The organism is Pseudomonas sp. Colony2 (assembly GCF_019382755.1).
Classification (GTDB): domain Bacteria; phylum Pseudomonadota; class Gammaproteobacteria; order Pseudomonadales; family Pseudomonadaceae; genus Aquipseudomonas.
This window is the reverse complement of record NZ_CP080030.1, coordinates 6,680,098-6,691,693: the sequence shown is the minus strand read 5'-3', so window position 1 is coordinate 6,691,693 and position 11,596 is coordinate 6,680,098. Positions and strand designations below refer to the sequence as shown.

11 protein-coding genes are annotated in these 11,596 nt (G+C 61.8%); 4 read left to right on the top strand and 7 right to left on the bottom strand.

Translation table 11 applies throughout. The features are described 5' to 3' along the window. On the bottom strand, positions 1–1,235 hold a 1,235-nt coding region (locus JV201_RS27365; protein WP_219406247.1), incomplete at its 3' end, for a sodium:proton antiporter. Between the two features lie 157 nt (positions 1,236–1,392). Continuing rightward, positions 1,393–1,539, bottom strand: coding sequence for a hypothetical protein (locus JV201_RS27360; protein ID WP_173406112.1), 147 nt, complete (start codon positions 1,537–1,539; stop codon positions 1,393–1,395). Positions 1,540–1,688: 149 nt separating this feature from the next. On the opposite strand from JV201_RS27360, the gene JV201_RS27355 reads away from it, so the two are divergent. Further along, positions 1,689–2,522: an EamA family transporter gene (locus JV201_RS27355; RefSeq protein ID WP_063026578.1), complete on the top strand. Its 834-nt coding sequence runs from the start codon at positions 1,689–1,691 to the stop codon at positions 2,520–2,522. Between the two features lie 31 nt (positions 2,523–2,553). After that, positions 2,554–2,940 (top strand): MAPEG family protein, encoded by a 387-nt coding sequence (locus JV201_RS27350; protein ID WP_003216858.1) that lies wholly within the window; start codon positions 2,554–2,556, stop codon positions 2,938–2,940. Between the two features lie 140 nt (positions 2,941–3,080). Here JV201_RS27350 and JV201_RS27345 read toward each other — a convergent pair whose 3' ends face one another. Continuing rightward, complete coding sequence (locus JV201_RS27345) at positions 3,081–4,250, bottom strand: murein transglycosylase A (RefSeq protein WP_177009109.1); 1,170 nt, start codon at positions 4,248–4,250, stop codon at positions 3,081–3,083. Between the two features lie 128 nt (positions 4,251–4,378). Here JV201_RS27345 and JV201_RS27340 point away from each other — a divergent pair, with 128 nt between their 5' ends. Next, positions 4,379–4,828, top strand: a complete 450-nt coding sequence (locus JV201_RS27340) for a cytochrome c (RefSeq protein WP_008434083.1) — start codon at positions 4,379–4,381, stop codon at positions 4,826–4,828. Positions 4,829–4,835: 7 nt separating this feature from the next. On the opposite strand, the gene JV201_RS27335 is transcribed toward JV201_RS27340, so the two are convergent. From JV201_RS27335 to JV201_RS27320, 4 genes are all read right to left on the bottom strand, one after another. After that, a complete protein-coding gene (locus JV201_RS27335) occupies positions 4,836–5,231 on the bottom strand; it encodes a DUF1090 domain-containing protein (RefSeq protein WP_134327451.1) in 396 nt (131 codons plus the stop codon). An 81-nt stretch (positions 5,232–5,312) separates the two neighbouring features. After that, positions 5,313–6,998, bottom strand: coding sequence for an NAD-dependent DNA ligase LigB (gene ligB, locus JV201_RS27330; protein WP_257903272.1), 1,686 nt, complete (start codon positions 6,996–6,998; stop codon positions 5,313–5,315). Between the two features lie 143 nt (positions 6,999–7,141). After that, positions 7,142–8,332, bottom strand: a complete 1,191-nt coding sequence (gene metK / locus JV201_RS27325; protein WP_003216863.1) for a methionine adenosyltransferase — start codon at positions 8,330–8,332, stop codon at positions 7,142–7,144. A gap of 19 nt (positions 8,333–8,351) precedes the next feature. Beyond that, complete coding sequence (locus JV201_RS27320) at positions 8,352–9,347, bottom strand: metalloregulator ArsR/SmtB family transcription factor (protein WP_003216864.1); 996 nt, start codon at positions 9,345–9,347, stop codon at positions 8,352–8,354. A gap of 249 nt (positions 9,348–9,596) precedes the next feature. Here JV201_RS27320 and tkt point away from each other — a divergent pair, with 249 nt between their 5' ends. After that, a complete protein-coding gene (tkt, locus tag JV201_RS27315) occupies positions 9,597–11,594 on the top strand; it encodes a transketolase (protein WP_102370080.1) in 1,998 nt (665 codons plus the stop codon). Positions 11,595–11,596 lie beyond the last annotated feature (2 nt).

The following is an 11,596-nucleotide window of genomic DNA, read 5'->3' as shown; positions in this document are numbered from 1 at the left end:
GGCTCATCCTTGGTCACATGCTTGACCAGCTTGCCGATGCTCAAGCCCTGCAAAAGGATCGAGGACAGCACCACGATGTAGGTGATGCTCAGCAGCAAGTCACGCTCCGGGCCCAGTGGCAGGGCCAGGGCCAGTGCCACGGAAACCCCGCCGCGCAAGCCGCCCCATGTGAGGATGCGGATAGTGCCGCGGGGCACCGTGCGCCAGCGGCGCAGCAGCAGGATCGCCGGGGCCACCGTCAGCAGGCGTGACAACAGGATTGCCACGGCCAGCAAACTGGCGGCCAACACGTGCAGCCAGTTGAACGGCAACAGCAGCAGTTCCATGCCGATCAGCGCAAACAGCAGGGCGTTGAGCATGTCATCGAGCAGTTCCCAGAAGCCGTCCAGGTAGCGCCGGGTCATGTCGTTCATCGCCAGCTTGCGGCCGAGGTTGCCGATGATCAGGCCCGCCACCACCATCGCAATGGGTGCCGAGACGTGCAGTTCAGTGGCCATCGCCGAGCCGCCGATCACCAGGGCCAGGGTCAGCATCACTTCGATCTGATACTGCTCGATGCTCTTGATCATCAGGTACACGATGTAGCCGATCAGCCCGCCAAACACCACGCCGCCAATCGCTTCATGGGCAAACAGCATGGCCGTGGCGCCGACCGTAGGCGTCTCGCCCAGTTGCGCGATGCCCAGCAACACGGTGAACACCACCACCGCGGTGCCGTCGTTGAACAGCGATTCGCCGACGATGGTGGTTTTCAGCGGTTTCGACGCATTGGCGGTCCGCAGCACACCGAGTACGGCAATCGGGTCGGTGGGGGAAATCAGCGCGCCGAACAGCAGGCAGTACAGGAAACTCACGTGCCAGCCGAACAGGGCAAAGATGTAGAAGGCCAGGCTGCCGATCACCACCGTGGCAATCAATACGCCGAAGGTGGCGAGCAGGCCGATGGGCCAGCGGTAGCTGCGCAGGTCGCTCAGGTTGACGTGCAAGGCGCCGGCGAACAGCAGGAACGAGAGCATCCAGTTCATCAGCAGGTCGCCGAAGTCGATCTGGCCGATCAACTGCTGGATGCGCTCTTCAAGGCCGGGGTAGCCGATAAAGCTCAAGCCTTGCAGCAGCAGGGAAAACATCAGTGCCGTGACCATCACACCGATGGTGGGCGGCAGGCCGATGAAGCGGTAGTTCACATACGTGAGCAGGGTGGTGAGGCAAATAAACGCAGCGACAAGTTCAAGCATCCGGGGTCCTTGGATGGAGGAGTGAGTAGAGATCATATGTGGGAGCTGTCGAGCCCCAGCGAGGCTGCGATGGCATCACCTGGGTGAGGCTGCAAGACCGCAGCGCCTGTATCGCAGCCTCGCTAAAGCTCGACAGCTCCCACACAGAACACATTTATCAGTTGGCTACGTTGACCGCAGCAAGGCGACGACGTTGCAGGTCGATGAACAAAAGTGCCGCCGCCACCATCCCGCCGATCCAGGCGCCGAGCGGCAGGCGAGGATCTCCTTCGGTAATCGCGGCGCTCTGATCAGGCATACGCATGCCGACGCCCGGATCGGCGAAGATCGGGCAGCGGCAAAAATTTATTGGTCCAGGTCTTTGCGCAACTGAGTGCGGCGTGGTCGGCTTTAGTATAAACAGGTGCTGAAATATGGCGAATCAATTCCGCTTTTTATGACTGGGGAGTCACCGTGATCGCAACAGCTCTGGTACTGGTAGCGGCGTTGTTGCATGCGACGTGGAACACCTTGATCAAATTCAGCGGCGAGCGCCTGTTGGTCATCGCGTGCATGGACACGGTGGCATTGCTGTTTGTGGTGCTGGCGGTGGGGTTTGTATCGTTTCCGCCACTGGAAATCTGGCCGTGGATCATCGCCTCGGCGTTGTTTGAGTTGCTCTACCGCTACCTGCTGATCCAGGCCTATCGCGTGGGTGACCTGGGCCTGGTGTACCCATTGATGCGCGGCTTGTCGCCTTTGGTGGTGCTGGCGCTGACGCTGGTGTTTGCCGGTGAGGTGCTCAGTACCCAGCAGATTCTCGGCATTCTGCTGATCCCGTTCGGCATGCTATGCCTGTTGTGGCAGGGCGGCGGTGGCGACCGGTTGCCCTGGTCGATGCTGCCGGTGGTGGCGTTGATCGGCCTGTGTATCGGTTGCTACACCTTCCTCGATGGCCAGGCATTGCGCCGTTGGTCACACCCGCTGGACTACCTGGTGTGGCTGACGCTGATAAGCGCATGGCCGTTTCCTTTGCTGGCGATGGTGCGCAAACGGGCGGCGTTCGGGCTGTTCTGGCGCACGCAGTGGAGGCTGGGGCTGAGTGTCGGGTTGTGCGTGTTGTTGAGCTACGCTCTGGTGCTTTGGGCCATGCAGTTGGGCTCGATTGCCGAAGCCGCTGCGCTGCGGGAAGTCAGCGTGATCCTGGTGGTGCTGTTCGGCATGCGTTACCTGAAAGAACCTTTCGGCCGCCCACGGCTCATAGCCTGTGGGTTGGTGCTGATCGGCATGTTCGTGATGAAACTCTAACCGTCGGATAAAACTAAAAAAGGAATGGGTTATGACAGTCGCTTTCTGGTGTGTGTTGATCGCAATTTTTCTGCCGTACCTGTGCACGGGCGTGGCCAAGTTCAGCGGCGGCAAGTTCGGGCCCCGGCAGAACCATGACCCGCGGGCGTTCCTCGACACCCTCGAGGGGTTTGCCAAGCGCGCCCACAGTGCGCAACTCAACAGCTTCGAAGTGACCCCGGCCTTTGCGGCGGCGGTGATCATTGCCCATCTGGCTGGCGTTGCGTCGCTGGTGACGATCAACGTCCTGGCGGTGCTGTTCATCACCAGCCGGTTGCTCTACATCATCTGCTACCTGGCGGACTGGGCGATGCTGCGGTCGGTGGTGTGGGCGGTAGGGATGGCGTTGATTGCGAGCTTCTTCTTCGTCTCGATCTGAAGCCTGACACTGTTCAAGTGTGGGAGCGGGCTTGCTCGCGAATGCGGTGTGTCAGTCACCGGATGTATCGACTGATCCACCGCATTCGCGAGCAAGCCCGCTCCCACACAAGCCCGCTCCCACATAGACCTTGGTGTTCTTCAGGTGCCTGTCGGCGCGTCCGGCACTTTTGGCAACGCTGCGCCTTTGGGCCACAGCATCCAGATCTGGCCCTGCTGCTTCATGTTGCCCGCCAACTCACCAGCGGCATCACCGGTTCCCCAGAACAGGTCGGCCCGCACTTCGCCGGTAATTGCACCGCCGGTGTCCTGCGCGGCCACCGGGCGGGCAATCGGCGCACCATCCGGTCGGGTAGTCGACAGCCACAACAGGCTGCCCAGCGGAATCACCTTGCGATCCACCGCAACGCTATACCCCGCAGTCAGCGGCACGTTCAGCGAGCCACGGGGGCCTTCGTTGCTGTCGGGGCGGGCACTGAAGAACACGTAGCTGGGGTTGCTTGCCAGCAATTCAGGAATACGCTGCGGATGCGCCTTGGCCCAGGCCGCGATGGCGCCCATGGTCACGTCTTCTTTTTTCAGCTCGCCCTGCTCCACCAGCCAGCGGCCGATGGGGCGGTACGGGTAACCGTTCTGGTCGCCGTAACCCACCCGCAATTGGCGGCCGTCGGCCAGTTGGATACGACCCGAACCCTGGATCTGCAGGAATTGCAGGTCCATCGGGTTGGTCAGCCAGGCGATGGGCTTGGCGGTGGAGCCTTGGTGGTTGATGGTGCTGGCGTCGTCATAGGGTTTGAGTACCCGGCCTTCCAGGCGACCGCGCAGGCGCTTGCCCTTGAGCTCCGGGTAGATGCTTTCCAGGTTGACGATGATCAGGTCATCCGGCACGCCGAACACCGGTACATGGGCGGTTGCGGTTTCGGTGAGGCTGCCGGGGTAAACCGGTTCGTAGTAGCCTGTGATCAGGCCGTTGGGGCTGTTGTCTGCCGAGCGCAGGCCGTAGACGTCGAGGTTGGCCTTGAGGAAGTCACGAATCGCCACTGCGGTCGACGGCACGGTGGCCGATGCCGCGCACGTCGCGCCCCATACCGGGTCAGCCTTGAGGCGTTGACAGGCACTGCGCCAGGATTCGAAGCCGGCTTGCAGGTCGCTGTCCGACACGGCCGGCAGGTTTTCCCAGGTGGCGCCGACGTAGGTAGCAATGGCGTGGGGCTTGGCTTTTTCGTCCTTGCCGGTGTCGCAACCGGCCAGCAGCGCGATCATTGGCAGGGCCCACACGAGGCGGCGCCAAGGCTTAAAACGGGTATTCATACACAAAATTCCTGAAGCGATTGCTCGTATCGGCTGGCGTTCGAGCAACCCTTATTATTAATAGGGGTATTGGTCTTTGCGGGCGGGGCGAGGATACTGGCCGCCGTTTCCCGTGACCTTGAGCCATCATGACTTTTAAAAGACTGACCGTTGTATTGCTGGCCTGCCTGACACTGTCCGCCTGCGGCGGGGTTGATCCGAATTCGCCCCTTGGCCAGCGCAAGGCCATTTTCAAGCAGATGCTCAAGACCGGCGAAGACCTGGGCGGCATGTTGCGTGGGCGCATTCCATTCGACGGCGGCAAATTTGCCGAAGGCGCGGTCAAGCTTGATGCGTTGTCCCACGAACCGTGGAAACATTTCCCGAGCGTGCGTGAAGAAGACCACACCAGCGCCAAGGACGACGTGTGGCAGCAGCAGGCACGTTTCCAGGAAATGGCTCGAAACCTTGAAACGGCCACCGGTGAACTGGTGATCGCCAGCCAGGTCCAGCCCTACAAGGCCAGCAACCTCGGGCCGGCGGTGCAGAAAGTCGAAGATGCCTGCACCGCGTGCCATAAACAGTTCCGCGATCACTGAGGCCGTCTTACTTGTCCAGTTCGTCCAGGGCTTCCTGCAAGTCCTTGCGTGACTGGGCCAGCTTGTCCTTGCGCTTGTTGATCTTGTCGGAGTCACCCTTCTTCATGGCCTTGTCGAGGTCAGCCTGACGGCGGCTGACTTCGTGCTTGGCGTCGAGCACCTTGTTTTCCCGCTCCTTTTTCAAGGAGGCATCGGTGCAGTTGGCGGTGACTTCACTCAAGGCTTTTTCCAGGCCGGCTTGTTGCTCACTGTTGCCGTGGGCCTTGGCTTGTTCGATCTGGGTGTTGATGGACTCGCGCTTGGCGGCGCAGCCTGTGAGTGGCGCAGCTTCCTCGGCTGCCAGCAATGGCGCGGACATAAGGGTAGCGACGGTCAACAGGGCAAAAGGTGCAAGAAATTTCATAAAGGCTCCAAGGCAAACAAGGTCGCAATCAGGTGGGCAGGATGAATTCTGCCGGCACCGGTTAATGCCGTCGGGCAGAGGTCAAAAACCATCTATCCCGGCAGCCCGTAATGTTTCACTCAAGGCCAGCACCTGCGGGTCGCGAAAAAAGGCGCTCAGTTGCGCCGCGCGACCCGGGCCTATGCCGTCTTCGGCCAGCCAGGCTTGAGTGTCTCTGGCGGCCAGGGTTTGCCAGCCGCCTTGTAGATTGTTGCGGGCCGTGGGCGGTACTCCCAGGGCCATCAGCCATTGCGCGAACGGTCGCTGCCGGGCGCTGCGCAAGCTGTCGAGTAAACGCGCACTGCTGCGTTCGCCGAAGCCATCAATGTTAGCAAGCTCTGCCTCATCCAGGGTTAACCAATCGAGCAGGCCGTCGATCAGGCCGGCCTGGATCAAGGTGTTCCAGGTTTCGCGGCCGATGTGTGGCAGGGCCAGGCCCTGGGCGCCGCTCAGCCAGGTCAGGCGCGCGAGCAGCTGTTCTTCGCAACCCGGGGCCAGTTGCCAGCAACTCAAGGGGTGGAAGTCCCTGGCCTGCGGGACCTGCAACTCGGCCCGTGGCTGGCTGCGCAGGATGACGCGGTCAAGGCGTGGGATGACGTGCCCGGCGAGGCTGATGGAGACCTGGTCGCCAGTACGGATATCCAGTTCCCGCCAGCGTTTCAGCGAACCGACACTGACCCGGCTGATCTTCCGGTCATCGAGCAGTACCGGTTCCAACTCCAGGATGGAGGTGATGCGCCCGGTGCGGCCAATCTTGAAGTGCACCTTGCGCACATGGGCCAATGCCTTGGCCACCGGGTACTTCCAGGCAACCGCCCAGTAGGGCGCGCTGACCCGCCAGCGCTCGGCCGGGACCCGCTGGCCTTGATGCAATACCACGCCGTCGCTGGCGAAGGGCAGCGGGTGGCTGTACCAATAGCTGCGCCAGTGCGCCGCTTCGGTAATGTCCTTGATCGGGTGGCTGTAGCGCCCGCTGTCGGTGAAGCCCCATTGCGCCAGTTGGCTCAGCCGCTCGGAAAAGTCATCAGGGCCCTGGGGCCAGGCCCAGACAAACAGACCGATATTGGCGGCCTCGGCGTCGCTCAACTGCCGGCGATTCATCAGCCCGGCCACTTTGCCGCGGGCGCCGAGGCCACCTTTGGCAGCTTGCACATGGTCATTCAGTCGCCAATAGAGTTCGCCCTGCAACAGCAGGTCAACGGGCTCGGGCAGTTGCTGCACGATCCCCGGAATCCGGCGGGCGGAGGCTGACCAATCCTGGCCCAGCCGGCCATCGCCGCGACTGATGACCCGGCTCAACCGGCCCTTGCGGTAAACCAGCGTGACGGCGACGCCATCGACCTTGGGCTGGATCCACACGTCCTGGCGAGTCCCCAGCCAGGTTTGCACGGCGTTATCGTCCAGCAGTTTTTCCAGGCCGGTGTGGGGCGTCGGGTGGGCGGTCGTGCCCCGCGAGCTGCCCAGCGGGTCGTCCGTGACTGGGGCGGAGGGAGTGAAACACCTGCGCCATTGGGCAAGGCGCTGGCTGGCCTGGTCATACAGCTCATCGCTGATCAATGACTGGCCGAGCCGGTGGTAGCTGTCATCCCACAAGCGGATTTGTTGCGTCAGGGTGCTGATCTGGGCCCGGGCGTGATCGGCCTCCCAGTCGGGGCACTCCTGCGACCACGCAGTGAGCGGCGAGAAGCTGAGTAAAAGGAAAAACAGCCAGCGCATAAGTGACGTCATCATGAGCATCCTTGCTCTGAAAAGGGCGCCCAGCCTAAGCCATCCCTGCGGGCATAAAAAAGCCCCGCAACCGCGAGGCTTTTTACCCGATGTTTCTGCTCGTTTGAACAGAACGCCGGGGCTTTGTGTACACCGTAGGACGATTACAGGCCGGCGGCAGTACGCAGGTCGTTGGCACGGTCGGTCTTTTCCCAGGTGAACGTAGTGAACGTGTCGTTGCCGACAGTCTTCTGCTCAGGGGTACGACCGAAGTGGCCGTAGGCCGCAGTTTCCTGGTACATCGGGTGCAGCAGGTCGAGCATGGTGGTGATTGCGTAAGGACGCAGGTCGAAGATCTCACGCACCAGCTTGACGATCTTGTCGTCGCTGATCTTGCCGGTACCGAAGGTGTTCAGCGAGATCGACGTGGGCTGGGCCACACCGATTGCGTAGGACACCTGAATCTCGCAACGCTCGGCCAGGCCGGCGGCCACGATGTTCTTGGCCACGTAACGACCGGCGTAGGCCGCCGAACGGTCAACCTTGGATGGATCCTTGCCGGAGAACGCGCCACCGCCGTGACGGGCCATGCCGCCGTAGCTGTCGACGATGATCTTGCGACCGGTCAAGCCGCAGTCGCCCACCGGGCCACCGATGATGAACTGGCCGGTCGGGTTGATGTGGAACTGGGTGTCCTTGGTCAGCAGTTCGGCAGGCAGCACGTGCTTGACGATCAGCTCCATGACGCCTTCGCGCAGGTCGGCGTAGGAAACGTCCGGGTTGTGCTGGGTCGACAGTACCACCGCGTCGATGGCGACGACTTTGCCGCCTTCATAACGGCAGGTCACCTGGGACTTGGCGTCCGGGCGCAGCCATGGCAATGCACCGGATTTACGGGCTTCGGCCTGGCGCTTCACCAGCTGGTGGGAGAAGGTGATCGGTGCCGGCATCAGCACGTCGGTTTCGTTGCTGGCATAGCCGAACATCAGGCCCTGGTCGCCGGCGCCCTGATCTTCAGGCTTGGCACGGTCGACACCCTGGTTGATGTCAGGGGACTGCTTGCCGATGATGTTCATCACGCCGCAGGTCGCACCGTCGAAGCCGACGTCGGAGCTGTTGTAGCCGATGTCGATGATCACATCACGCACGATCTGCTCCAGGTCTACCCAGGCAGAGGTGGTGACTTCGCCGGCGATGATCGCCACGCCCGTTTTCACCAGAGTCTCGCACGCCACTCGGGCGAACTTGTCTTCAGCGATGATGGCGTCCAGCACCGCGTCAGAGATCTGGTCGGCGATTTTGTCCGGATGCCCTTCAGACACGGACTCGGAGGTGAAAAGGGAGTATTCGCTCATCTCGATGTTTTCCTGATATTTACCGATGGTGAGTGTCGCCAGCCGGCCGCTGAAAATGGCGGACCTGAATCTGGAAACCATTACGTAAACCTACATAGAGGCTTTCCCCGGGAACGAGTCCCGCAGCGGTGGCCCAACGGGCCAGATCGTCCTGTTCAAAACCCAGCCAGAGATCACCGCAGGCTTCCCTGGCCCAACTCTGGTTGTGGCTGCATAAATCCGTGACCAACAGGCTGCCGCCTGGTTGCAGCAAGTTCGCCATCTGCCTGAGGGCGTCTGCCGGGGCGGCGAAATGGTGCAGGACCATGTTCAGCACCACGCAATCGGCCCGCAGGCTGGTGTCATTCAGGGCGTCCGCCAACTGCAGGTGGACATTGCCCAGCGCTTCGCGCTCACACAATTGGCGGGCCAGCTCCAGCATCGCCGGGCTGTTGTCCAGCGCCGTGACCTGATGAAAGCGCCGCGCCAGCTCCGGCAGGAAGCCGCCGTCACCCGGGCCCACTTCAACCGCCGTAGCCTCATCACTGAAGCTCAGCTTGTCCAAAAGTGCCAGCACGCTTTCGCGGTATTGCGCCAAGCCGGCGATCAGATCCTGCTGGGCGCGAAACTTCTCGGCTACCCGTGAGAAAAAGTCCTGGCTGGCGGCAGCACGTTGCCCGTGCACCTGGCTGATGCGCGACTGCACGTCAGCCGGCAGCGCCAGGCTGTCTATTTCTTCGAGCAGCGCGGCGTGCAGCTTGCCGCCCAGTTGCTCGGTGTGGGGCAGGGCGCGACGGTAAAAAATCGCATTGCCCTCGCGGCGGGTCGCCACCAGGTCGGCCTGGGCCAGTACCTTCAAGTGGTGGCTCATGCCGGATTGGCCGATGGCGAAGATCTGCGCCAGCTCCAGCACCCCGAACGAATCGTTGGTCAGCGCGCGCAACACATTCAGGCGCAACGGATCGCCACCGGCCTTGCACAGGGCCGCCAGCTCGTCGCTGTCGTCGGGTCGAATGGAAGGTGCGCTCAGGTTCATAAGGCCAGCAGTCTAGTGACGGTGGGAAAACCCCGCAAGGGCAATATCAAAAAGTTTTGATATTGGTCGATAATCGGTGGTTATAAGCAGCCGCTATAACCCATGGACGAAGCGGGGGGCGGTTTCTCCAGGCAATCCGCAGGAAAAACACCCCCAAGTGACTATCTGTCATTGCCCCGAGGGCCGTGGCTGAGGGAAAATGCCGATCCTTTTTTCCGTTTCTTTTATTCAACCTCCAGGAGATCAGCGATGCCCAGCCGTCGTGAGCGTGCCAACGCCATTCGTGCCCTCAGCATGGATGCCGTGCAAAAAGCCAACAGCGGCCATCCCGGTGCCCCGATGGGCATGGCGGATATCGCCGAGGTACTTTGGCGTGACTACCTGAAACACAACCCGAGCAACCCGTCGTTCGCCGACCGTGACCGGTTCATCCTGTCCAACGGCCACGGCTCGATGCTGATCTACTCGTTGCTGCACCTGACCGGCTACGACGTCACCATCGACGACCTGAAAAACTTCCGCCAGATCCACAGCCGCACCCCGGGCCACCCGGAATACGGCTACACCCCTGGCGTTGAGACCACCACCGGTCCACTGGGCCAGGGCCTGGCCAACGCCGTGGGTTTTGCCCTGGCTGAAAAAGTGCTGGCTGCGCAGTTCAACCGCCCGAACCACAACATTGTCGACCACCACACCTACGTGTTCCTCGGTGATGGCTGCATGATGGAAGGCATTTCCCACGAAGTCGCCTCCCTGGCCGGTACCCTGGGCCTGGGCAAGCTGATCGCCTTCTACGATGACAACGGCATCTCCATCGACGGCGAAGTCGAAGGCTGGTTCACCGACGACACGCCTAAGCGTTTCGAAGCCTACAACTGGCAGGTGATCCGCAACGTCGACGGCCACGATCCTGAAGAGATCAAGACCGCCATCGACACCGCCCGCAAGAGCGAGCAGCCAACCCTGATCTGCTGCAAGACCACCATCGGTTTCGGTTCGCCGAACAAGCAAGGCAAGGAAGATTGCCACGGCGCCCCACTGGGTGACGCGGAAATCGCCCTGACCCGCGCTGCGCTGAAGTGGAACCACGGCCCGTTCGAAATCCCGGCTGACATCTACGCCGAGTGGAACGCCAAGGAAGCCGGCCTGGCGGTCGAAGCCGAGTGGGACCAGCGTTTCGCGGCCTACTCCGCCGAATTCCCTGAGTTGGCCAACGAACTGGTTCGCCGCCTGGCCGGTGACCTGCCTGCCGACTTCGCTGAAAAGGCCTCGGCCTACATCGCCGAAGTGGCGGCCAAGGGCGAAACCATCGCCAGCCGTAAAGCCAGCCAGAACACCCTGAACGCGTTCGGCCCGCTGCTGCCTGAGTTCCTCGGCGGTTCGGCTGACCTGGCCGGTTCCAACCTGACCCTGTGGAAAGGTTGCAAAGGTGTCTCGGCGGAAGACGCCAGCGGCAACTACATGTACTACGGCGTGCGCGAGTTCGGCATGAGCGCCATCATGAACGGCGTTGCCCTGCACGGCGGCCTGGTGCCTTACGGCGCGACCTTCCTGATGTTCATGGAATACGCCCGCAACGCCGTACGCATGGCGTCGTTGATGAAAAAGCGTGTGATCTTCGTCTACACCCACGACTCCATCGGCCTGGGCGAAGACGGCCCGACGCACCAGCCGGTCGAGCAATTGACCAGCCTGCGCACCACGCCGAACCTGGACACCTGGCGCCCATCGGACGCGGTCGAATCGGCTGTGGCCTGGAAGCACGCGATCGAGCGCAAGGACGGCCCTTCGGCGCTGATCTTCTCCCGTCAGAACCTGCAGCACCAAACCCGCGACGCGGCGCAGATCGAAGGCATCAGCCGTGGTGGCTACGTGCTGAAAGACTGCATCGGCGAGCCGGAGCTGATCCTGATCTCCACCGGTTCGGAAGTGGGCCTGGCGGTTCAGGCGTACGACAAGTTGACGGCCGCAGGTCGCAACGTGCGCGTGGTTTCCATGCCGTGCACCAGCGTCTTCGAAGCCCAGGACGCCGACTACAAGCAATCGGTGTTGCCGTTGCAGGTCAGCGCACGTATCGCCATCGAAGCGGCTCACGCCGACTACTGGTACAAGTACGTGGGCCTGGAAGGTCGCGTGATCGGCATGACCACCTACGGTGAGTCGGCGCCGGCGCCAGCGTTGTTCGAAGAGTTCGGTTTCACCCTGGAAAATATCCTGGGTCAGGCTGAAGAGCTGCTGGAAGACTAAAA